Raw genomic sequence first — 22,815 nt, forward strand, 5'->3', positions numbered from 1 at the left:
GAGAAAGTATGCGCCGCGATGCCACTGATCCTGGGGGTCGACAGCAAAGAAACCGTTGCGGCAGTGAAAGGAGTGAGCACTGCTCCGGTTCGCTTGTCCCACTCGGGGGCCATGCCTCGCGGTCACCGACGACCGCCGAATCCTAGCGTTGAAGAGTGGACACAAAGACGAAGTCAGATTCGGGTTCTCGCCGTTCCTTCCTTCTCTATGGAGGAGTAGCAGCAGCTACAGCCGTCGTGGCAGCTCCTGCAGCATCGGCTCTCGACGAGACGATTCCGGCGACCCGTGTCAACGGGATCCACAACTACTTGGAATTCGCGGGGACGACGGATGAGGACAAACTCCGCGCGGCGATCGAATACTTCGTCGCGGCCAGGCAGGAAGTCACCATCACGGTTTCGAAGAGCTTCAAGATCACCCGGACCCTCGTGGTGGACTCTTCCTACATCTCGCTCGAGTTCACTTGCGGGCCGCTCAACGCAACGGCGATCACGAACGGTCCGGCCATCGTGGTCGTCGGCAGCGCCACGTCGGGATACCCGAACACTCGAGCGGCGATCACTGGCCTGCGGCTCCTCGGGCCGGGGTCCGCCGCCGCCAGCAGCGTCGGCATCCTCTTCAACACGGACAGCACGACTGCCGCAACCACCCGCGGGCTCGGGCTTTGGGGCCTCGAGGTGACGGGTTTCGGGACAGGTGTCTCGTTCGAGAACGACGCCTTCCTCATCAGCTTCTACAATTTCCACATCTACCGTTGCAAGACGGCGGTCTCGATGCCGGCCGGCAAAGTGAATTACGGTGAGAACATCAAGTTCATCGGTGGCGGAATCGGGACCAGTACCGTCGGTGTCTATAACGCGAATCCCGACGGAGAGCTGCATTTCGTCTCCACGTCGATCGACTTCTGCGTGCAGGCGGTGAAAGTCGACGCTGGGCGTGTAATTCTCCATCAACCTCACATCGAGATCAATGAGAGCGGATCGAGCTCGACTCTTTCGCAATTCGTGACCGGAACGAACACCGCCGCGCAGATCTCGATCTCCGGAGGACATCTGTTCTTCCATCAGACACCGATGGCGAACTTCTTGTTCGAGACGAACGCAGGAGGCTGGGGCGGCGGGATTCAAGTGCACCAGCTGTCCCTCTTCAACACCCAGATGAAGTCGGGATATCTGGTAGGCGGCACGGGCAAAGTGCGAATCAGCCAGCACATCACGTCCGACGGGAATGGAAGCGGATCAGGTCAGGGCTCGATCCTCCATTCGAAGGCAGCGAACAAGCTTGTGGACGGTACCTTCACACTGGGTTCGTCGGTCGATGCCTTCATCAACAGCACCGACGCCACGACAAGGACGACCAGCCCGTACATGACGCTGACGACAAACGGGAATCAACTGCTGATGACCCGGATCACCGGCGGTCTGGGACCCTCCGTCGCCATCGACGTGCCTGTCACCGCGGGGCTACTCTACGGCGTAGATTTCACAATCGCCGGCTCATCATCGACCGGCACCATGTACGTCTCGGAATCATTCGTGGCAGTGACGGGAACGTCCCCGATCGGCATACCCGTGGTCGCCCGCAGCAACGCCAGACCGGTGTCGAACTTGGATCTTACTGGCGCGAATTCGCAGGCGCCGTTCCGGAAGACTTATCCGCAGACGACGTGGAACCGGGTCGCGCCCGCCTGGGCGACCCATTTCCGGCTGCGGTTCACGTTCGGGTCGGTGACGGCTGGAGTGACGCGCTTCTCTGAGATCGTCATCACCGAACTCTGAAGGGGGCCACTTCCGACCCTGTCGCTGCAGGTCGGGCTGGTAGGATCGATTATCCTCGTCGCCGCCGATCGAGGCCGCCCTCACCGCACCGTCCGCCGCGCACTGGCCGGACCTGGAGGTGGATCGGAGCGCCCAGCCCTCGTCGAGGCATCGGACCGCACCCAGGACGACATCCGACGACGACTTGGCCCAAGGAGAAGCAGACCTATGGTTCGCACCCTGTTCTCGGTCAAGAGCTTCTCAGGCTCGAGCAATCCCTACGTCCGACTTCTTGTCGAGTCGTTGCCGACCGACGTCGTAGCGACGCCATTCTCGTGGCGCACCGCGTTGCTCGGCCCGTATGACGTGCTGCATGTTCACTGGCCTGAGTATCTCTTCCGCTCTCGGCGCGGCGCGCGCCGTGTCGTGAAGTCGGCGCTAGCACTCGGACTGATCACGCGAATCATCATCCGCCGTACTCCTGTCGTCCTGACGGTACACAACCTGCGCCCGCATGAGACGGGAAGCTCAATCGAGGCCCTCCTCGCGCAATGGCTCGAGCGCCTCACCGACATCCGCATCTACTTGAACGAGTCCGAGGAGAACGATCTGGCGCGCGGCGTCGTCGTCTTGCACGCCGCGTACCCGGAACGGCCCCGCGCCGACGAGGAACGGGACGCCGCACGGAAAATCCTGTTCTTCGGACAGCTCAGGCCTTACAAGGGTCTCGAGGATCTTCTCGCGGCGTTCCGAGAGGTGAGCGACGGCGAATTGGTCATCGCTGGTGCGGCGGCTGTGCCGGAGTATGCATACGACATCGAGCGAGTAGTGACGGCCGATGAGCGCGTCGAGCTCCGGATTGGGCATCTGAGCGACGACGAATTGGCAGAACTCCTTCACTCGTCCGACCTGGTCACGCTGCCCTACAAGTACCTCTACAACTCGGGAGCCGCGGTGATGGCACTCGGAGCGGGAAAGACGATCCTCGTGCCATCTAGCGGGTCAACGCGAGCACTTGCACGAGAGGTCGGAGGAGAGTGGGTCTCGCTCTTCGATGCTCCGTTGGCGGCGGCCGATTTGGAGGCGGGCCTGGCATCAGCTGCCTCCCATGGTGGATCCGATCGTCCGAACCTGTCGAAGCGTGAGAGCTCGCTCGTAGGCAACCTGCACGCCGCGGTGTACGAGGCCCTCCTCGCCGCAGGACGCGGAGGTCCGGGACGGTCTCGCCGCCGGGCTGACGCACTGCGCCGCATCCGTGCGGACCGCCGGTTTCGCGAACACTCCGAGCTCAACCGTTGACCGGCGGAGAAGACGCTTCATGAGTGTCGGCAGGACCGCCGCGCGTGGCGCCAAAGTCACGCTGATCGGTCAGTGGTCCAAATTCGTCCTCCAGACAGGAAGCACCGTCGTCCTCGCTCGCCTCCTGGCACCGGATGATTACGGTCTGTTCGCCATGATCGTCGCGCTCGCGGGCCTGGCGACGCTGCTCGGAGACTTCGGACTGTCAACGGCTTCCATTCAGGCAAAGGAGATCACGCAGCATCAGCGGAGCAATCTGCTCTGGTTGAACATCCTCGTCGGCCTCGTCATCGCTACCGCGTTCTTCTTCGCTGCCCCGGCCATTGCCAACTTCTACGGCAGGCCAGAGCTGGCCGACATCGCACGCGTTCTCTCGGCGAATTTCATCCTGCAGTCGGTAACCACGCAGTTCGTGGCCAATGCCTCTCGAAATTTGCGATTCAAGCTCTTGGCCATCGCCGATGTCGTCGCCCAGGCCTTGGCGTTCGCCGCGGCCGTCGCGATCGCAGTCCTGGGAGGCGGGGTGTGGGCCCTCGTCTTCCAGCAATTGACGATCTCAGCAGTGCTCCTCGCCGTCGTGGTATCCACCTCTCGCTGGCTCCCGAGCCTTCCGCATCGCGCGCCCATGCGGCCTCTCCTGACGTTCGGACTCAATACCTTTGGCGTTCAGGCGATCAACTACGTCAGCGCCAATGTCGACACCGTCCTTCTCGGGAGGTTCTGGGGGCCTCAGGCTCTCGGTTTCTACACCACCGCCTACCAGCTCTTCCGGCTTCCGGTGCAACAGATCGCGGCCCCGATGTCGCGCGTTGCATTACCGGTTCTCTCGCGGAGCCAAGACGATCTACCCGCGATGAATCGCTATCTCCAGCGCGCTCAGACCTTCATCGTCTACGTGCTTGGCGCGGCGTTCTTCCTTGCCGCTGCGCTGGCTCCACCACTCGTTGAGCTCGTGCTCGGACCGCAGTGGGGCCTCTCCGCGACACTTTTCGCCATACTCGCGATCGGCGGCCTATTCCAGTCGATGGGTTACGTCTACTACTGGGCATTCGTGTCACTCGGCTTGACGGGATTGCAGCTGCGATACTCCCTCATCACGCGCACTTTCATGGTGTTGCTGATCGTCGCGGGCGTTGCGTTCGGCTCGGTCGGCGTAGCAGTCGCCGTCGCCCTTGGACTTTTCCTGAACTGGCTCGTGCTGAGCATCTTCCCGATGCGCAAGACCGGTCTGGATGTTGGGGCTCTCATGCGACGCGCCGCACTGCCGATGCTCGTTCACGTCACGGTGTTCGCCGCCGTCTTCAGCGAGCGGTGGTTCCTGACCGCCGGCCTCATCTCGCCCGCTCAACTCGCTATCGGAGTGATGACCGGAATCGCCTGCTATGCGATCTGGTTCCTGCTCTGCAAACCAGTCCGCCGCGGTGTCCTCGAGACCGTCGCCGTCGTCAGGAAGGCTCTATGACCCGCCTCCGATCCGTTCCCGTGTACAGCTGGAATCCAGGACGCAACACGCTCCCCTTCTTCGAGCGGTATCCGATTGGCCGGCGTGTGAACAACTTCGGCGATCTCCTCGGCCCCGTTGTGGTCCGTCGGATCCTTCAGGAGCGCAAGGTGGGACCGGCACTGCTCCGGCCCGGCCGCGGCACAGTGCTCGCCGTAGGGTCCGTGATGCACAAGGGTCGCGACGGTGACATCGTCTGGGGGACGGGCGTGAACGGCAAGGTGGCGGTCTCCACCCACCGGTTCCATCGACTCGACCTCCGCGCCGTGCGCGGTCCTCGTTCGCGGACATGGCTGCAGGAGAACAAGGGGTTGGAAGCGCCTGCCGTCTACGGTGATCCCGCATTGCTCCTCCCCCAGCTCTTCCCTCGTCTTCGAGCCGCAGCGACGACGAAGCGGCACAGGCTCGCCGTAGTCCCGAACCTCAACGAGATCGACCGCTTCCGCGCACATCCCGATTTCGTCGACCCGCAGCGACCTCTCTGGCAAGTGCTCGAGAGGATCGCGAGCAGCGAGGTCGTCGTCGGCTCGTCCCTGCATGCGATCGTCGTCGGCGAGGCGCTGGGGATCCCCGTCGGGCTGATCTCATCCCGCGAGGAGCCTCCCTTCAAGTACCAGGACTACTTCGAGGGGACGGGGCGGACTGAGCGGGAGTACGCGATGTTCGAGGACTTCGACGGCGCGCTCGCTCACGCGTCGAGTATCCGCACCGATTCGTACTCTCCACTTGCCTCATGGGATGCGCGGCCACTGCTCGAGGCGTTCCCGATCGACCGCTGGCGTCGGAGCTAACCGTCTGAACGGCCCGGTGCGCCCATTACGCCGTCGAGGAAGGCGAGGAGGTCGCCAGCTCGACGGTGCCATCCATAAGCCTCGGCGAAGGCGGATCCTGACTCATTGGGACCGGCGAGGGCGGCTTCGAGCGCCGCCCGGAGTCCAGCTTCCGCCTGAGCGACGTCGTCATAGAGCCAGACTCCTGGAGCCGCTCGCGAGCGGAGGGCAGGAGAGCTCGACGAAACGATCCGAAGACCGGCCGCGAGGTACTCGAAGTACTTCATCGGGCTTCGGCCGGCATTTCCCGGATCGTCTGACAACGGAAGCAGCCCGACGCTCGAGTGCGCCAGCAGATCGGGAGCGTCCGCGTACGGCACAGGCCCGAGCAGTTCGACGTTCGGGGGCATCGGCCCAACGTCTTTCGGCGTCGGTCCCGCGAGTCGAAATGGAACGCTTGGGAACGCCGACGCCAGAGTGCGCACAGCGTTCCAGTCGAAACGGTGGTCGAGTGCGCCGAGGTACACGACGCCTGCTCGCGCTGTTTCGCCGCTCACGAACCGCTCGAACTCCACCCCGTTCTCGAGGATCAGAGTACGCAGCGGCGCATCGGCCCCCTCCGAGACAGCGTCCAGCACGGGCTCCGAGGTGGCGACGAGCGCGTCCGCCCGCCGTAAGACGTCGAGCTCGGCCTCTCGGAGCACGGGATCGAAGTGCGCATCCGTCGGACGGTAGACGACTCGGCGGGGCGCAAGGAGTTCGATGAGCGGTGGTCCGAGCAAGGGCTGATCGATGATGAGCACGTCGGGCCGCTCCGGCACGCTCGACGAGCGCCACGGACGCAGAGCAAGCTTCAGAGCCCGCGCCCGCAAGCGCGGGGGAACGACGCCCAGCGGCGCGGCGAGAAGCGGTTCGACGTGAACGACACCTGCTGCATCCGTTGCCGGCCCGCGAAGGGAGAGCTTCAACCGACTCCGAATCTGGGGGTCCTTTGCTCGCGCAAGATGCAGCACGGAGGTAGGAGTGGACAGGTGCGTCACCGAGTGACCCCGCCGGGCGAGCTCTCGGGCCAAATGATGGCTGCCCACTCTGAAGACGCCCACTTCGGCCGTGTGACTGGCGAAGACGATCCTCATGACCGCGAGTCGACTCGATCGACGGCCCGCGTGAGAACAGCCGAAAGATTGCGACGCTGCTCTGCTAGGGGTTCGACAGCGTTTCCCACTCGGCGCCAGTAGTCCGCGGGGTCCTCACTGAGTTCGATGATTTGGTCCCGGACGAGAGATGGATCGAAATCGAAGGCGTTGTGGACGTATCGGTCGATGCCCAGATCGCCGTAAGCCCCCCATCCCTTGCGCTCATAGCTGAGATGGATGCTCGGCACGCCGCTACGGATGGTCTGAATGCTGCCGTGCAGTCGCACCGAGACGACGACACTCGGTCGCCTCGCAGCAGAAGAGCTGACCGCATCGCGGAGAAGGCGGAACGGTCCTCGATAGCCAAGCCGCTCATAGAACTCAGGATCGTTGTTGCCTCGTGCCGTCGCCTGCGCGAGGAGTTCGGTGTTCGGCTCGCTCGCCAGCTCATTGATCCGCGCCTCGTAGGAGCGGAGGCGGGAACGGCTCGACGACAGTGCGCGCGCTACGATGCCGACCGGTCCAGCCGCGCCGGCCGCCACCGTCGTGCTGAGGTCGAGTTCGTCGGGCAGTCCAAGCAGCGCCATGTCCGGTGCGCGATGAACATTGGTCAGACCGGAGAGTTGCTGGACCGACCTGTCGTCCCGCGCGAACACCCCCACTGCCCGTTTCAGACGTGCCGCTATGAGGCGGCGAGTGCCGAGGTTCAGCGGACCGATGCTCTGAGGCAGATAGACAAAGGCCGCACGATCACGCCGTCGAGGCATCTGCACGAAATTCGTACACATCATCTTGATGACTTCCACCGGACCCTTGGTTCGGAGGTATCCGCCACCGACCCCGACCACGAGGTCGGCCTCCTCGATGACACGCGCGTAGTCCGGGCTCCGCCGACCGGTAAGCAAGGCCGTCCCTCCGCGCCGCAGGGTTTCCAGGCTGCCAATGCTGCGCGTGCCACCTGCCAGAGGGTGAATGACCTGCTCGTAGCGGTTTGCATCGAAGCTCTCAGGATCCAGAGCCACGAGGGTGATGATCGCTCCTGGCACAGCCGAGAGCACGAGTGCCCTGGCTTCTTCGACCAGAAGGCCGTCGCCCGAGTTCGTCGTGCTGTACGCGTGGATGATAGCGACCTTCATCGAGCAGCCTCCTCGAAGACGCGCGCGTGCGCCGCGATCGACCCGGACCATTGGAACCGCTGGGCGTTCGCGATCCCCCGCCTCCGCAGATCGTCGCGGAGCCCTGAATCGCCGACGACACGACGCATCTCCGCGGCGATCGCGTCCGCATTGATGGCGGACAACACGAGGGCGGCATCGCCCGCTACTTCAGCCAGGGAACCGCGGTCGCTGCAGATCACCGGGACACCGCAGGCCATGGCCTCCACGACCGGGAACCCGAAGCCTTCGTACGTGGACGGGAAGCAGAAAGCAAGAGCGCCTCGCAGGAGCGGAACGAGCGCTTCGTCCGACACGCGCCCAAGGTATGTGACACCTCGCGTGCCCTTCACGGTGCGAAGGATCGCCTCGCTATCCCAAGCAGGTGCGCCGGAGACGACCAGCGGAACGCCCGTCTCGTCGAACACCTTCGACGCTGCTCTGCAGAGCTCGATCACGTTCTTCCGCGGGTCCAGATTTCCCATGTAGAGGAAGTACGGACCTTCGACTCCCAACTGCGCGCGCTCGACACTGTCGCGCTCGCCGGCGCGTGTGTTGAAAGTGTTGTGATCGATGCCGTGCGGGATGACGACGGTCTTCGCTGCAGCTTCAGGAGCGACGACGGCGATATCCCGAGCAGAGGACTCGGAGACAGTGATGATCGTTGTCGCGACTGCAGCCAGGCGACCTACCCGAGCACGCCACACTCGGTCCGAGTTCTTCTTGCGCACGTCGGCAACGTGCAGCGTCGCCAGTCCGTGAATGGTCCCAACGATGGGGAGACGCCCGGGGACCAGCGGTCCCGTGTCGGCGGGGAAATGGAGCACGTCGATGCCCGAGGGTTTCAGGAGTGGCATCGCCAGTCCCTCGAAAAGACCGTAAGCGGCGCTGCGCGCCTTACCACCTTCGAGAGGGGGGCGAGCGAGCACATGACTCACTCCTTGCTCCGCCAGCCCGCCGTATACGGTGCGGGCGTAGCGGGTGTTACCGCCCACCTGCTTGTCGAGGACGCGTGCGGAGACGAGAACTGTGGTCATGACTTCCTTCCACGAGGGGACGCGGACGATTCGCCGCGGTAGAGCTGTTCCAGAGCCCGGGCTTGAACGTTGCGGGAGTTCTGAGCGAGCGCAACTCCCGCTCCGGCGATCAGGCGGGACCGTCCTGCCTCGTCAGCGAGAACCGACCAGTGCGCGGTGAGATCCTGCGGTGACTGGACGACAAGTGGGAGCTGCAGCCCGTCGAACGCAGGGATGTTCCGCACGACCAGGGCCAGCCCCATCGCGTGCGCTTCGAGCACCGCCATCGGCATCCCTTCCCACTGCGCCGAGTGCAGGTAGACGTCCGACTCGCCAAGACGCTCAAGCGTTTCCTCACGACTCAGCCAGCCGGTCAGTCGAACGCCTGCCGCGTCGAGAGCCGCGCGCTCGGGCCCATCCCCTCCCCCGACCCACGTTGCCTCGACCGGGTGGCCGGCCGCCCGGAGCGCCTCGACGGCGTTCGCGAAGAAGATCGGATCCTTGTGGCGCGACAACCGACCGGCTCCCACCAGCCGCACAGGGGCACCCACGCTCTGTCGACGGACCGGACCGGGCACCGGTGGCACGGCGTTCGGGACGTGCACCACACGAGCGCTGCCGAGGGACCAACGACTCAGTCGCGCCTCGCGGGGCGAACATGCGGCGAAGGCCGACGTATTGAGAGCGAGTGCCGCCTCGACGAGGCGGTACATGATCCGAGCGGGCAACACCAGATCACGGCGCTCGAACCCGTAGCAATGCGGGGTGTAGACGATCGGACGCCGTCGGGTGGCCCGAACGGCGAGGCGTGCATAAGCCCCCCCGAAACTCGAGTGCGCGTGGACGATCGCGTCGGGTGTCTCGTGAAGCGCAGACCGGAGTGCCCGTATTCGCGCGACGTGCCCCGCGGGCAGGGCGGTCACTCCTCCGAACGGCGCGAACGCCCGGTCGGGAACGGGCGAGTCCTGCCGTGGCGAGTAGACGAGGCGGTGGTCGAACATCGGAGTGGCCGCCACATAGTCGGCGATGGCCGAGGCGGTACCCGCGCCGAAGCTCTCCGTCACATGGACGACTATCGGCCGCTCTGGTCGGCCGTCGTCCGCTGGAGTGGATCGGCTCGTCACGTTCTGCGCCCTTCCGGCTCGCCCGAGCCGTTAGAAGCCCCGGTCGGTGTCGACGGGAGTGGTGGAGTGAGAGCCCCGACCACTCACACGACCCAACAGCAGGTCTGCGAGAGCGATCATAACCGACCGCCCGACGCATATCTCGGACCACCTCCGGGGGACGGCGACCCCCTGGCTACACTGAGAGCCAGGCTGGCCTGGTAGCCGCCAGCGGGAGTGATCGGCGGACGATCAGGTCGGAGACTGGGCACGCATGGGTAGAGCGAGCACGATGATCGGCGGAGGATCGGCAGGCAGAGCGCCCCTGGGTAGGACCTCCTTCGCGCGGGCGACGACCGGTAGAACGTCGAGCGAGGCCGTGAGATTCGACGCCGTGCAACGCTTGCTCTTCCTCGCGATCGTTTTCATGCCCTTCCAGCAGGCGCTCACCATCAGGGTGGGCTTCCCCCTGAAGATCACCGAGATCGCTGCGGTGCTGGCGGTGGGGCTGTCGGTCGTGACGGTTCCGAAGGCGAGGCACTCTCCCATAGGCCGCGAGATCGTGTCCTGCATCGGCGTTCTGGTCGTGCTGGCCACCGGCTGGGCGCTTGTGTTCAAGCGGCCCGAAGTGGCGACAGCCTACGGTTACGACCTCGGGTTCACGAACGACATGCTCCTTTATTGCGGCTACGCCCTCCTCGCGCTGACAGTTTGGTGGTTCATCGGCGGGCGATTGGCCCCCAGCGACATGGAGCGGGCACTCGGACTCGCCGTCCGCCTGGCTTTCGTGTACTGCCTGGTGCAACTGGCGCTCCACTTCGCTGGCGCGCCGTTCCCCTCCTTCCTCAACTCGACCACGCAGAACGGGGCGACTTTCGGCGTCAGCCTGCCTCGCAATGGACCGTTCCTCGAGGGCAACTACCTCGGCTTCTTCGCGGGTGTCGCGCTCTTCGCCTGCCTTCGCCGCCGAGACAAGCTCGGTAGTGTTCTTGCGGTCGCCTGCCTCATCTACTCGCAGTCGACCTCGGCCCTGATCGCCACCGTAGCGGCGGCGATCCTGACAGCGACGTTCCGTCCACAACGCGGGGTGGGAGTTCAGATCTTCTCTGTCGCCGCGCTCGGCACACTGCTCGTCCTCGCCGTCCCTGATCTGCAGAGGTTCATCCTCGCGCAGCTCTCGAAGCTTGGCTTCGTGAGCGATGCGGTGGACGTTGGCACGAGGTCGCTCCTTGCACGATCCCAATCGACCAACACAGGCTTCGCAATGGCGCTCGACAATCCTCTCTTCGGTGTCGGTCCCGGGCGCTTCGGGTTGTGGAAGGACGACTACTCGGAGGTCGTGCAGGGGCTGACCTCCCTCCGCGCTTCGCGAGGACTGGCGAACAACGCCTACGCGCAACTCGGTGCCGAAACGGGCGTGATCGCCCTGTCGGCGTTCGTACTTCTCCTCCTGATCCTCATCCTGCGCGGCTATCGGCGCAGCGGGGTCGCGCTGGGCTTGGGCATCTTCCTCGCCGTAGCCCTGACCTCCGCTCCCTCGTGGACGGCACTCACCGTGTGGATCGCGCTCGCCTACGCGGCCTCCCTCGCCTCCGAAGCCGTTCCTGGCGCAGCGGACTTTGCGAGGCCGCGTCGCCAGCCGTTTAATCGCACGCCGCGAATCGCTCGATCGTGAATGCGCCTACTCGGACGGTGGACCTGACGGTCGACGAGGCAGTCCATCTCGCACACGCGCTGGCCGCTCATCTCGCCGAGTCGCAAGGGGTGCGCGCGCTGTTCATCAAGGGACCGACCGCTCATGCTCAGGGGATCCGAGAACGGCGTGTCTCGAGTGATGTCGATGTGATCGTCCACCCCCTTGATGTCGATGCCTTCGTGACGGCGCTGACCGGCCACGGTTGGAGAGTTCGCCCGGAGCGCTTCGCGCCGCGAGCCTATCCGGTGCACTCGATCACACTGTTCCACCCTCGGTGGCCCTGCGATATCGATGTCCATGATCGGTATCCCGGGTTCTTCGCAGATCCGGAGCGCGTCTTCGACGTCCTGTGGGAAGCGCGCGAGTCGGTGGAGATTGCTCACCGAGGAGTGACCGTGCCGTCCCCGATGGCCGGCGCCATCATCGTCGCGCTCCATGCACTCAAGGATCCGCTCCTCGCTCGCAGCGCCTCGGAGGCTCGTGGTGTGATCGCGTTGCTGGGCTCGCTCGATGAGCCCTCGCGTGACGACCTGATTCGGCTGGTCGAGCGAACCCGTAGCGTCTATCCGCTCCGGACGATTCTCGACGCCGTGAACATCAGGGCGACCGACGATCTGACGGCGGCGGAGCGCCGCATCTGGGAGCTTCGAGTCGCAGGGACGGGACGGTCGAGTTATCACTGGGCGCTCGCGCTCGCTGAGGCGTCTGCAATGCGGAAACTCGGTCTAGTCTTCTCTGCGCTCGCCACCGCCCTTGCTCTGCGCCAAGATCCTGCCGAGACGGCGCCCCTCTCCACGAGCGGTGTCGAATCAACGGCCGCTCGCCGGTCGTGGAAGGAAGCGCTCGACTTCGTGCGCCTCGTACGCTCGCTGAGCACTGATGCGGCACGACGTAATCGAAATGCCCGGACGAAATCATGAAGAGCTCCGAGCGGTCGCTGCGAGCCGATGAGACATGGTCGAGATCGAGCAGCATCGCGTATGTGGAGAACGCGACACGCGTGGTCCTCCTAGAGCTCACCACGGATCCACCGGTTCCGCTCGTGCTCGAGGACACCGCTCTGGCCATCTGGCAGGATCTCGAGGACCGCCCTACGACGCTGATTCTTCTCGAGCGGCTCGCCGAAAGGTTCGGTCAACCAGTGAATGTCATCGAACAGGACGTCCGCCGATTCCTGAGCGAGCTGCTCGACTCGAGAGTCGTCGTGCGCTCCTCTGCGACGAGCTGAGGGATTCTTCACGTCCGCGCACCGTGCGTGAGGTGCGTCGCCCCATAGTGACGGCAGCGACCGTTTCGTACTGTTCGACCATGGGTGCAACGGCAGGGCAACGAGACAGAAGAACACTCCTGAAGCTGTCGACCGCAGTCGGCGCGAGCGCCGTGCTCGCCGTCTCGGGATCCGACTCAGCGGCCGCCGCCAACGCGTTCCCCTCGGAACGTCTTGACGGCATCCGCGATTCGACCGAGTATCCGGGTGCGACTGCGGAAGATCGTCTGCGTGCGGCGCTTGCTGCGTTGAGCGGTCTCGGATCGGAGGGGACACTGACGGTCTCCGAACTCGTCGTCCTCACCTCTGCCGTGACGATCGACGTCTCTCTGGTTTCGGTCGAGTTCGTCTGCGGGGTGGTCGACGCGACAGCCGTGGTCGGCGCCGCTCTCGTCCTCACAGCGAGCACGGCTTCGGACGACGCGCCCAACACCCGCGCGAGCCTCCGAGGCCTCCGCTTGCGAGGTCCAGGCCGTTCCACCGTCGGCTCCGTCGGCATCGACATCACCTCTCCTGCAGGGGTGCGCGGAATCGGTGTCTTCGGTCTCGAGGTGATGGGCTTCGAGACCGGGATCCGAATCGGTGCGGGTGCCGAGCACCTGCGCTTTTTCTCCCCCGGCGTCGAGGACTGCGGCACAGGCATTCAGATCTCAAGTGCAGGCGCTGGCACCAATGTCGCGATTGTGGGAGGTTCGGTGCGCGGATGCGCGACAGCACTCTCCTCCTTGGCATCCACAGGAGAACTCCACACCACCTCGCTCGCGATCAGCGGCTGCGACCGCGCAGCTATGGCTGCAGATGGCGTCATCACGCTGCACTCCGCGACTGTGCGCCTCGCTCCGCTGAGCACGTCGAGCCCGTTTTCGACGGGACCCGTCAGCACCGCGAGAATCAGTGTCAACGGAGGAACCGTCTCGTCGACCGGACCGTTGTCGGCACCTACAGTCTTCGATACCGCCCATACGAAGTGGGGCGGCGGGATTGTCGTGACCGGAACGTCCTTGCGGAGCGTCGCCTCGTCGTCGGGCTACCTTGTCGGAGGAAGCGGCGCCGCGCGTCTCGCTGAGGTCGCGGTCCTCGATGATGCGTCCTCGCCTTCGACTTCACTCCTCGTCCACCGCGCCGCGAATCGTCTGGTGGACGGCCTCTTCGACCTCGCCTCGGTCGTGGACGCCTACTTGGACGGCCTGGACGCCACTAACCGAACATCGAGCCCGTCCGCCACGCTGATCACGGCGTCGGGACGGCTCGTCATCCGGCGTTCAGGGGGCGGCGCAATGTCCGTCTCGTTCGACGTGCCGTGCAGACCCGCTCGCATCCTGGCAACGGACATTGTGATTGGGCAGATCACCTCCGCCGGCGCGGCGACGATCCGTGAGTCGTTTGTCGTCGCGCCGGGAAAAGACACCCGAGGTATCCCGGTCACACGTCGCTCGGTCGAGGTATCGGAGCAACGAGTCGATCTTCCGACTGCCGCCGCAGCTATCCCGTTTCGGGTACCTCCCGTCGCAGGCGTCGACCGTCGCGCGCCCTCGTGGGCATCGCATTTCCGCGTCACGATCGTCCTGGACGAGACGGGACTCGGGACGCTCGGCCTCACTGAGGTCGTGATCACCGAGCTGTGATCGTCGGTCGCAGCCAAATCCTGGCGCGAGCCCTCACTTCGCCTCGAAGTGCGCGGCCTTGTCAGTGAGCGTCGTCGCCGGGGGCGACGACCGCCTGTACGGTTCGAGCGAGCAGCGCCAGATCGCCCGTGAACGACCAGTTCTCGACGTAGTAGAGGTCGAGCCGGATGGCATCCTCCCACGACAGTGTGGACCGGCCACTCACCTGCCACAGTCCGGTCATGCCCGGCTTTACGTTAAGTCGACGACGAGCCACATCGTCGTACAGCTCGACTTCGCCCGACACCTGTGGACGGGGCCCCACGAGGGACATCTCACCGCGGAGGACGTTGAAGAGCTGGGGGACCTCGTCGATGGAGTACTTCCGGATGAACCGCCCGATGCGGGTGATTCGAGGATCGTCCTTGATCTTGAACAGCGGCTTGTCGGAAGTGCCCTGCTTGGCCAAGAGATCGGCGAGCATCTCGTTCGCGTCCACGACCATCGACCGGAACTTGATCATTCCGAACGGTTGCCCGTTCATCCCGATTCGGGTCTGACGGTAGAAAAGAGGGCCCGGACTCGTCAGTTTGATGGCGAGAGCGACGGCCGCGATGAAAGGCAGGAGGAGGAGGATGATCCCGAGCGAGCCCACGATGTCCAGAGCGCGCTTGCTGGCGCGCTTGCTTCCCTCATAGCGGGGCGTCTCGATATGCACGAGGGGGAGTCCGGCGACCGGTCGTGTATGAATTCGTGGGCCGCTGATGTCAGTCAGGCTCGGCGCCATGACGAGGTGATGGCGGCCGGGCTCCAGGTTCCAGCTCAGCCGGCGGATCCGTTCGGGTGGTAGGTGATCGCTGCTCGTGATGATGACCGTGTCGGCACCCGTAGCGTTCAGGACCTCCGGCACCGCGTCCACGGTGATGTTGTCGAAAACCGGCACTCCGAGCTCGTTGAGCTCCGCGCTTCCGATGCCCTCGGGGATGCAGACGCCGACCACCCGGTAGCCCGCACCTGGTGTCCGCACGAGTTCGCGATAGGTGTGCTCGACTGTCCGTGGCGAGCCCACCAATACCACTGACGAGGAGTAGTCACCGGTGGCTCGCTGACGACGGAGCCAAATCCGCCACAACCCTCGGGTCAGCCAGAGGAGCAGGAGGCCGAGAGGGAGAGCGGTGATGATGTAGCCGCGCGCGAAATCGATCTTGCCGAGATACGCGACGCACGTAATGACCGCGAACAGAAGAAGAGTCGCATCCAGGATCCGCTTGTACTCGGTCACCTCCGCGCCGAGCACCCGATCGTCACGGGTCGCGTAGAACTTCAGCAACGCCGTCCAGACCACGACCAGGACCGCGGACACGATCCAATAGTTGGCGAGCAGTTCGGCGATGTCGGACTGATTTCCCGCGACGTACAACTCGTGGCTGTCGATGCCGAGCCAGAAGAACTGGCTGCTGAACACCGACACGACGATCACGAGCACGTCTGTGACCACGAGCCGACGGGCGAAGGCTCGGGACCACGAGACGCGGCTCTTGAGGAGTGGGGTCGAAACTGATGGCATCGTCCGCGCCTGGTCCAACAATGCGACCGTCCGTTTCTCTGCTGGGTCGTGGGAGGAGCTCAGAGCAGTGTCGAGGATAAGCAGTTGACTGTGTCCGACCGCCTGGGCCTACACCACTGTAGCCAGCAACCGCTAGCGGTAGCGCGAATTGAGGCTTCGTCAAGCGCGGTTCCCCTCATGCGGGCGACGTCATCTCTCCGCGTCCCACAATCGATGACGGTCGGACAGCGTTGTCTCCACCAGAACGGGCCCCCTCGTTCACTCCGCGGTGGGCGGGAGCTGCGTCAGCGCACCGCCAACGTCGAGCGGTCCCGACCGGTCAGGTCGCGCTGCGTAGTCGCTCCGCGCCACCCGTCCGCCGTCAGGAGCGCCCGGATCTCCGAACCCTGCAACTCCCCGTGCTCGATGACGAGCACTCCCCCGGGGCGCAGGAGACAGCGCGCGGAGTTCGAGAGCTGGCGCACGACGTCCAGGCCGTCCTCTCCCCCGTACAGGGCCGCCGGCGGATCGTAGAGCCGCACCTCGGGGTCCCGCGGGACCGCCGCGGCAGGAATGTACGGCGGATTGGAGACGACGACCGACACCGTCCCGTCGAGTTCAGGCAGCGCCTCCGCCAGATCCGCGAACACGATCCGCGCGTTCTCGAGGCCCAGCCGGTCGCGGTTCCCGCGCGCCCAGATGAAAGCCTCGACCGAGTTCTCGACCCCGATGACGCGGGCGTGAGGCACCTCGTGCGCCAGAGCGAGCGCGAGCGCACCGCTGCCGGTGCCCAGGTCGACCGCGAGGGGTGACGGGTCGGCGACCGACCGCAGGGCGTCGATCGCGAGCTGTGCGACTCCCTCCGTCTCGGGGCGCGGCACGAAGACGCCGGGGCCGACCGCGAGCTCGATGCTGCGGAACGGGGCGACTCCGGTGATGTGCTGGAGCGGTTCGCGGGCGGAGCGGCGCTCGACGAAGCGGTCGAACGCATCGACCGTCGTCCCGTCGAGGGAGAGGCCGGTGATCAGGCGCGCCTGCAGCTCGCCCCGGCCGAGGCCCAGGAGGTGGCCCAGCAGGAGCTCGGCGTCGATCTCGGCGTTCGGGACGTGCGCTCGGGTCAGGCGCGAGACCGCGTCGGCGAGCAGGGCGCGGGCGTCCACGGAGGTGGTCACCGCAGTCACGACTCCTCGGAGCCGATCTCGGCCAGGCGGGCCTCCTCGTCGGCCTGGATGGCGCTCTCGACGACGGGATCGAGCGCTCCGTTCATGACGCCGTCGAGGTTGTACGCCTTGTAGCCGGTGCGGTGGTCGGCGATGCGGTTCTCGGGGAAGTTGTAGGTGCGGATGCGCTCGGAGCGGTCCATCGTGCGGATCTGCGTCTTGCGGGCGTCGGAGGCCGCCGCGGCGATCTCCTCCTGCTGGCGGGCGAGGATGCGGGCGCGCAGCACGCGCATGCCGGCCTCGCGGTTCTGCAGCTGGCTCTTCTCGTTCTGCATGGAGACGACGATGCCGGTCGGGAGGTGCGTGATGCGCACCGCGGAGTCGGTCGTGTTGACCGACTGTCCGCCGGGGCCGGATGAACGGTAGACGTCGATCTTGAGGTCGTTCTGGTTGATCGCGACCTCCTCGGGGGCGTCGACCTCGGGGAACACGAGCACACCGGTCGTCGACGTGTGGATGCGGCCCTGCGACTCCGTCACGGGGACGCGCTGCACGCGGTGCACGCCGCCCTCGTACTTGAGGTGCGCCCACACGCCCTGCGAGGGGTCGGTGGCGTTGCTCTTGATCGCGACCTGCACGTTCTTGTAGCCGCCGAGGTCGGACTCGTCGCGGTCGAGGATCTCGGTCTTCCAGCCCTTCGCCTCGGCGTAGTGCAGGTACATGCGGAGCAGGTCGGCGGCGAACAGCGCGCTCTCGGCTCCGCCCTCTCCGCCCTTGATCTCCATGATCACGTCGCGGCCGTCGTCGGGGTCCCGCGGGATCAAGAGGCGGCGCAGCTTCTCCTGGGCGACACGGAAGGCCTCCTCGAGCTCGGGGACCTCCTCGGCGAACGCCTCGTCCTCGCGGGCGAGCTCGCGGGCGGCCTCGAGGTCCTCCCCCGACTGGATCCACGCGGCGTGGGCCGCCTTGATCTGGCTCAGCTCGGCGTAGCGGCGGTTGACCTTCTTCGCTCGGGCCGCGTCGGCGTGCAGTGCCGGGTCGGAGAGCTGCGTCTGCAGATCCTCGTGCTCGGCGAGGAGGACGCTGACGGATTCGAACATGAGGGGCCTGGCTTCCGGAGAGTGGTGGGAGAAGTAGGTCTCGATACGCCGCCTTCGGCGGCTACTCGACCAGCAGGAACGGTGTCGGTACGTCCGTTTCGGCGGACGTGCCGACACGCCCCCGGGGACGCGAAAACGTCCGCGGCCGCCCCGGGGTGGGGGCGACCGCGGACGTCGGGGCGCTAGTGGTGGCCGTTGCCGTGACCGGCGGTGGTCGGGCCGACGGCGGACTTCGAGACCTGCATCAGGAACTCGACGTTCGAGGACGTCTCCTTCAGGCGGGACAGGATGATCTCGAGCGCCTGCTGCTGGTCGAGGCCGGCGAGGGCGCGACGCAGCTTCCAGGTGATCTTGACCTCGTCCTGGCTGAGCAGCATCTCCTCGCGGCGGGTGCCCGACGCGTTGACGTCGACCGCCGGGAAGATCCGCTTGTCGGCGAGGTGGCGCGAGAGGCGGAGCTCCATGTTGCCGGTGCCCTTGAACTCCTCGAAGATCACCTCGTCCATCTTGGATCCGGTCTCGATGAGCGCGGTGGCGAGGATGGTGAGCGAGCCGCCGTTCTCGATGTTGCGCGCCGCGCCGAAGAACTTCTTGGGCGGGTACAGCGCCGAGGCGTCGACACCACCCGAGAGCACGCGGCCCGAGGGCGGCGCGGTGACGTTGTAGGCACGGCCGAGGCGGGTGATCGAGTCGAGCAGCACGACGACGTCGTGGCCCAGCTCGACGAGGCGCTTCGCACGCTCGATGGCGAGCTCGGCGACGGTCGTGTGGTCCTCGGCCGGGCGGTCGAAGGTGGAGGCGACGACCTCGCCGCGCACGGTGCGCTGCATGTCGGTGACCTCCTCCGGACGCTCGTCGACCAGGACGACCATGAGGTGCACCTCGGGGTTGTTCTGCACGATCGCGTTGGCGATCTGCTGCAGGACGATGGTCTTGCCGGCCTTGGGCGGCGCGACGATCAGGCCGCGCTGTCCCTTGCCGATCGGAGCGACGAGGTCGATGATCCGCTGGGTCAGCTTGCCCGGCTCGGTCTCGAGGCGCAGGCGCTCGGTCGGGTACAGCGGCGTGAGCTTCTGGAACTCGACGCGCGCGGCGGCCTCCTCGACGGTCTGGCCGTTGATCGAGTCGACGCGGACGATCGCGTTGTACTTCTGGCGGCCGCCGCCCTCGCCCTCGCGGGGCTGGCGGATGGCGCCGACGACCGCGTCGCCCTTGCGCAGGTTGTACTTCTTGACCTGGCCGAGCGAGACGTAGACGTCGCTGACACCGGGCAGGTAGCCGGTCGTGCGCACGAAGGCGTAGTTGTCGAGCACGTCGAGGATGCCGGCGACGGGGATGAGGACGTCGTCCTCGCCGATCTCGGGCTCGAAGTCGTCTCCGACGGTGGTGCCGCGGCGCTTGCGGTCGCGGTAGCGGCTGCGGCGGCCGTCCTCGCCCTCGGCCTGCTGGCCGTTCTGCGAGTTCTGGGCCGGGCCGTTCGACTGCGCGGGAGCGGCCTGGTTGCCCTGGCCGCCGTTCTGCGGCTGGTTGCCGCCCTGGCCGTTCTGGCCGTTCTGGCCCTGCTGGTCGGCGCCCTGGCGGTCCTCGCCGCGGTTGCGGTTGCGGTTGCGGCGGTTGCGGCCGCGGCCGGTGCCCTGCTGGTCGCCGTTCTGCTGGTCGCCCTGGTTCTGATCGGAGTCGCCCTGCACGTCGGTCGATTCGTCGGAGGACGACTCGGCGGCGTCGGACTGCTCCGGCTGCTCGTTCTGGTCGGCGCTGCCACCGCGGCTGCGGCGACGGCCGCGACGCTCGCGCTGACCGCCCTCGCGGTTCGAGTCGTCGGACTCGGGCCCGTTGGGGAGCTCGATCTCGATGACCGGCTTCGCGGCCTGCTCGGCCTCGGTGGCCGGCTCGATCACGGGGAGGTCCGGGATGAGTGACTCGACGCCGGTGCCGCCGGGGATGTTCAGGTGCTCGCCCGCGGCGACCGTGCCGCTGGACGCGCGACGCGAGCTGCGGCGGCGAGGGGTGCGCTCGGCGGGCTCGGCGACCGGCTCGGCGGCCGCGGGCAGCTCGATCTCGACCGGAGCCGACTCGACGACGGGCGCCGGCGCCTCGTCGGCGGTGGGAGCGGCCTGCTCGAGCACGTCGGCCGTGTCGGCCTCGGTGCTCTCGACGGGCGGCTCGAGCTCGGCCGGGGCCTCGACGACCGGAGCGGCCTGCTCGGCCAGGTCGGCGGGCTCGGCCTCGACGCTGGCGGCGTCGACGACGGGCTCATCGGCCGCCGCGGCGGCGCGGAGGTCGGTGATCGCCTGGACGAGCTCGCCCTTGCGGAGCTTGGAGGCTCCGCCGAGACCGAGGCTCGTGGCGAGCGCCTGGAGCTCCGCGACGCGGAGTGCCGACAGGTCGGCATTGAGTTCCACGGTGGAGCCGTGGGTGTTGACATCTGTCACTGGAGAGGGTTCCTTCCCCCCGGGAACGACTGCTCACCGGGAGAGCTCATCGACCGTGCGGTTCCATCGCGTGTTCTGATCCACGCGATGCTCTCGGTCGAACGCGCGAACCCCCCTCGGTACTCGCAGAGGGGGCACGATCGACCGGACGCTCAACTGCAAGAGAAGCAGGAGGACGCCCTTCACACGATGTGATGGCCGTGATTATCGGGACGATCCCTCGGACAGATTCCGCTCGTTACGCGGTTCCTCGGGATGCAATGCCCACTGTAGCACCCTTGAAGTCGACGGCCAGCATGTGGGCGCGCCACGGCGAGTGCGCCTCCTTCTCGACCAGTTCGGCCGCCTCGAGGCGCTGCGCGGGGTCGCTGCAGAGCACGAGGACGCTCGGGCCTGCACCCGAGACGACGGCGGCGTAGCCGTGCGAGCGGAGGAGCGCGATGAGCTCGGACGTCTGCGGCATCGCGGCGGCGCGGTAGTTCTGGTGCAGCTTGTCCTCGGTGGCCGCGAACAGCAGCTCGGGGCTCTGGATCAGCGCGGCGATCAGGAGCGACGAGCGCGACACGTTGAAGACCGCGTCCTCGTGCGGCACGCTCTGCGGCTGCAGGCTGCGGGCGAGCCGGGTCGACATCTGGTGCTCGGGCACGAAGACGACGGGCGACACTCCGCGGTGCACCATGAGTCGCTTCGAGCGCGGCCGCAGCGGGGCGTCGTCCGCGCCCGAGGGCTCGACCCACGCGATCGTCAGACCGCCGAAGAGGGCGGGCGCGACGTTGTCGGGGTGCCCCTCCATCTCGGTCGCGATACGGAGGAGGTCGTCGGCGTCGAGCTCGACGACACCGTCGAGCAGGCCCTTGGCGGCCATGATGCCCGAGACGATCGCGGCGCCCGAGGAGCCCATCCCGCGACCGTGCGGGATGATGTTCCGCGCCGTCACATCGATGCCGGGCATCTCCTGCTGCTGGTCCTTGAACGTGTAGGCGATCGCCTGCACCACGAGGTTGGTCTCGTCGGTCGGGACCTCCCCCTCGCCGACACCGTGCACGGTCACCCGCGCGCCGGTGGCGGAGACCGCCGTCACGTCGAGCTCGTCGTACGACGAGAGCGCCAGCCCGAGCGTGTCGAAGCCCGGCCCCAGGTTCGCGGAGGTCGCCGGGACCTTGACGTGGACGGTGCGGCCGACGGGAACCGCCGAGGTCATGCGCCGGCCAGCCCCAGCACGTCCGCGATCGCGGCGGTGTCCACCGGCACGACGGTCGGAGTGATGTCGGAGCCGTCGGCGGTGCGGAGGGCCCACTGCGGGTCCTTGAGTCCGTGGCCCGTGACGGTGAGGACGACGGTCGCGTCCTTCGGGATCGCGCCGGCCTCGGCGCGCTCGAGGAGGCCCGCGACGCTGATGGCGGAGGCCGGCTCGACGAAGATCCCGACCTCGCCCGCGAGCAGGCGGTAGGCCTCGAGGATCTTCTCGTCGCTGATGGCGCCGAAGTAGCCGTCGCTGACGCTGCGCGCGTTCAACGCGAGCTCCCACGAGGCCGGGTTGCCGATGCGGATCGCGCTGGCGATGGTCTCGGGGTGGCGCACGGGCGCGCCGTGCACGATCGGCGCGGAGCCCTCGGCCTGGAAGCCGAACATGCGGGGCAGCTTCGTCGCCTCGCCGCGCTCGAGCTCCTCGGAGTAGCCGCGGAAGTACGCGGTGTAGTTGCCCGCGTTGCCGACGGGGACGATGTGGAAGTCGGGCGCGTCGCCCAGGACCTCGACGACCTCGTACGCGGCGGTCTTCTGACCGGCGATGCGGTCGGGGTTCACCGAGTTGACCAGGTGCACGGGGTAGTTCTTCGCGAGGTCGCGCGCGATGTCGAGGCAGTCGTCGAAGTTGCCCTGCACCTGGAGCAGCTGCGCGTTGTGCGCGATCGCCTGGCTGAGCTTGCCGAGCGCGATCTTGCCCTCGGGCACGAGCACCGCGGCGGTGATGCCGGCGTGGGTCGCGTACGCGGCCGCGGAGGCGGACGTGTTGCCGGTCGAGGCGCAGATGACGGCCTTCGCACCGTGCTCGACGGCCTTCGAGATCGCCATGGTCATGCCGCGGTCCTTGAAGGAGCCGGTAGGGTTCATGCCCTCGTACTTGACCCAGACCTTCGCGCCCGTGCGAGCCGAGAGAGCCGCTGCCGGGATGAGGGGCGTGCCGCCCTCGCCGAGCGTGATGACGGGGGTCGCCTCGGTCACATCGAGGCGGTCCGCGTACTCGTGCAGGACTCCGCGCCACTGCTTCGCCAT

The 22,815-nt window shown here is 66.5% G+C and carries 18 protein-coding genes; 8 read left to right on the forward strand and 10 right to left on the reverse strand.

Translation table 11 applies throughout. The annotated features are described in order from the left end of the window. The first annotated feature begins 155 nt into the window (after positions 1-155). The 4 genes from IOC53_RS03350 to IOC53_RS03365 all read left to right on the forward strand — a co-directional run bounded on the left by IOC53_RS03350 (position 156) and on the right by IOC53_RS03365 (position 5,348). Entirely contained in the window at positions 156-1,778 is a 1,623-nt protein-coding gene (locus IOC53_RS03350; protein ID WP_207402975.1) for a hypothetical protein, read from the forward strand. Between the two features lie 207 nt (positions 1,779-1,985). Then, positions 1,986-3,056: a glycosyltransferase gene (locus tag IOC53_RS03355; protein WP_207402976.1), complete on the forward strand. Its 1,071-nt coding sequence runs from the start codon at positions 1,986-1,988 to the stop codon at positions 3,054-3,056. A gap of 19 nt (positions 3,057-3,075) precedes the next feature. Next, positions 3,076-4,518 (forward strand): lipopolysaccharide biosynthesis protein, encoded by a 1,443-nt coding sequence (locus IOC53_RS03360; RefSeq protein WP_207402977.1) that lies wholly within the window; start codon positions 3,076-3,078, stop codon positions 4,516-4,518. Further along, positions 4,515-5,348 carry a polysaccharide pyruvyl transferase family protein gene (locus IOC53_RS03365; protein WP_207402978.1) on the forward strand — a complete coding sequence of 278 codons (834 nt, stop codon included), beginning with the start codon at positions 4,515-4,517 and terminating at the stop codon, positions 5,346-5,348. Before IOC53_RS03360 ends, IOC53_RS03365 begins: the two co-directional genes overlap by 4 nt. Here the strand turns inward: IOC53_RS03365 and IOC53_RS03370 are convergent. From IOC53_RS03370 to IOC53_RS03385, 4 genes are read right to left on the reverse strand one after another with little or no spacing between them, the layout of a single operon-like run. Continuing rightward, positions 5,345-6,463 (reverse strand): glycosyltransferase, encoded by a 1,119-nt coding sequence (locus IOC53_RS03370; RefSeq protein ID WP_207402979.1) that lies wholly within the window; start codon positions 6,461-6,463, stop codon positions 5,345-5,347. The genes IOC53_RS03365 and IOC53_RS03370 overlap by 4 nt on opposite strands. Next, a complete protein-coding gene (locus tag IOC53_RS03375) occupies positions 6,460-7,599 on the reverse strand; it encodes a polysaccharide pyruvyl transferase family protein (protein ID WP_207402980.1) in 1,140 nt (379 codons plus the stop codon). Before IOC53_RS03375 ends, IOC53_RS03370 begins: the two co-directional genes overlap by 4 nt. Next, on the reverse strand, positions 7,596-8,654 hold the full coding sequence (locus tag IOC53_RS03380; RefSeq protein ID WP_207402981.1) for a glycosyltransferase family 1 protein: 1,059 nt from the start codon (positions 8,652-8,654) through the stop codon (positions 7,596-7,598). Before IOC53_RS03380 ends, IOC53_RS03375 begins: the two co-directional genes overlap by 4 nt. Beyond that, positions 8,651-9,697, reverse strand: coding sequence for a glycosyltransferase (locus IOC53_RS03385; RefSeq protein WP_207402982.1), 1,047 nt, complete (start codon positions 9,695-9,697; stop codon positions 8,651-8,653). Before IOC53_RS03385 ends, IOC53_RS03380 begins: the two co-directional genes overlap by 4 nt. Before the next feature lie 418 nt (positions 9,698-10,115). On the opposite strand from IOC53_RS03385, the gene IOC53_RS03390 reads away from it, so the two are divergent. The 4 genes from IOC53_RS03390 (at position 10,116) to IOC53_RS03405 (ending at position 14,324) form a co-directional block, all read left to right on the forward strand. After that, positions 10,116-11,411 carry an O-antigen ligase family protein gene (locus IOC53_RS03390; RefSeq protein ID WP_207402983.1) on the forward strand — a complete coding sequence of 432 codons (1,296 nt, stop codon included), beginning with the start codon at positions 10,116-10,118 and terminating at the stop codon, positions 11,409-11,411. A 17-nt stretch (positions 11,412-11,428) separates the two neighbouring features. After that, positions 11,429-12,352, forward strand: a complete 924-nt coding sequence (locus tag IOC53_RS03395; protein WP_207402984.1) for a nucleotidyltransferase family protein — start codon at positions 11,429-11,431, stop codon at positions 12,350-12,352. Continuing rightward, on the forward strand, positions 12,349-12,660 hold the full coding sequence (locus IOC53_RS03400) for a PqqD family protein (RefSeq protein WP_207402985.1): 312 nt from the start codon (positions 12,349-12,351) through the stop codon (positions 12,658-12,660). Before IOC53_RS03395 ends, IOC53_RS03400 begins: the two co-directional genes overlap by 4 nt. 80 nt (positions 12,661-12,740) lie before the next feature. Beyond that, positions 12,741-14,324 (forward strand): hypothetical protein, encoded by a 1,584-nt coding sequence (locus IOC53_RS03405; protein ID WP_207402986.1) that lies wholly within the window; start codon positions 12,741-12,743, stop codon positions 14,322-14,324. A gap of 61 nt (positions 14,325-14,385) precedes the next feature. On the opposite strand, the gene IOC53_RS03410 is transcribed toward IOC53_RS03405, so the two are convergent. From IOC53_RS03410 to thrC, 6 genes are all read right to left on the reverse strand, one after another. Continuing rightward, positions 14,386-15,801: a sugar transferase gene (locus tag IOC53_RS03410; protein WP_307786054.1), complete on the reverse strand. Its 1,416-nt coding sequence runs from the start codon at positions 15,799-15,801 to the stop codon at positions 14,386-14,388. A 353-nt stretch (positions 15,802-16,154) separates the two neighbouring features. Next, the gene (gene prmC / locus IOC53_RS03415; RefSeq protein ID WP_207402988.1) at positions 16,155-17,030 is read right to left on the reverse strand and encodes a peptide chain release factor N(5)-glutamine methyltransferase; all 876 of its coding nucleotides are present in this window, start codon (positions 17,028-17,030) and stop codon (positions 16,155-16,157) included. Further along, entirely contained in the window at positions 17,027-18,109 is a 1,083-nt protein-coding gene (gene prfA / locus IOC53_RS03420; RefSeq protein ID WP_207402989.1) for a peptide chain release factor 1, read from the reverse strand. Before prfA ends, prmC begins: the two co-directional genes overlap by 4 nt. 182 nt (positions 18,110-18,291) lie before the next feature. After that, positions 18,292-20,541 carry a transcription termination factor Rho gene (gene rho / locus IOC53_RS03425; protein ID WP_207402990.1) on the reverse strand — a complete coding sequence of 750 codons (2,250 nt, stop codon included), beginning with the start codon at positions 20,539-20,541 and terminating at the stop codon, positions 18,292-18,294. Positions 20,542-20,779: 238 nt separating this feature from the next. Beyond that, positions 20,780-21,742 carry a homoserine kinase gene (gene thrB / locus IOC53_RS03430; RefSeq protein ID WP_207402991.1) on the reverse strand — a complete coding sequence of 321 codons (963 nt, stop codon included), beginning with the start codon at positions 21,740-21,742 and terminating at the stop codon, positions 20,780-20,782. Then, entirely contained in the window at positions 21,739-22,815 is a 1,077-nt protein-coding gene (gene thrC / locus IOC53_RS03435) for a threonine synthase (RefSeq protein ID WP_207402992.1), read from the reverse strand. The genes thrB and thrC overlap by 4 nt, the downstream gene beginning before the upstream one ends.

Origin of the sequence: Rathayibacter sp. SD072, from assembly GCF_017355185.1 — a bacterium.
Lineage (GTDB): Bacteria > Actinomycetota > Actinomycetes > Actinomycetales > Microbacteriaceae > Rathayibacter.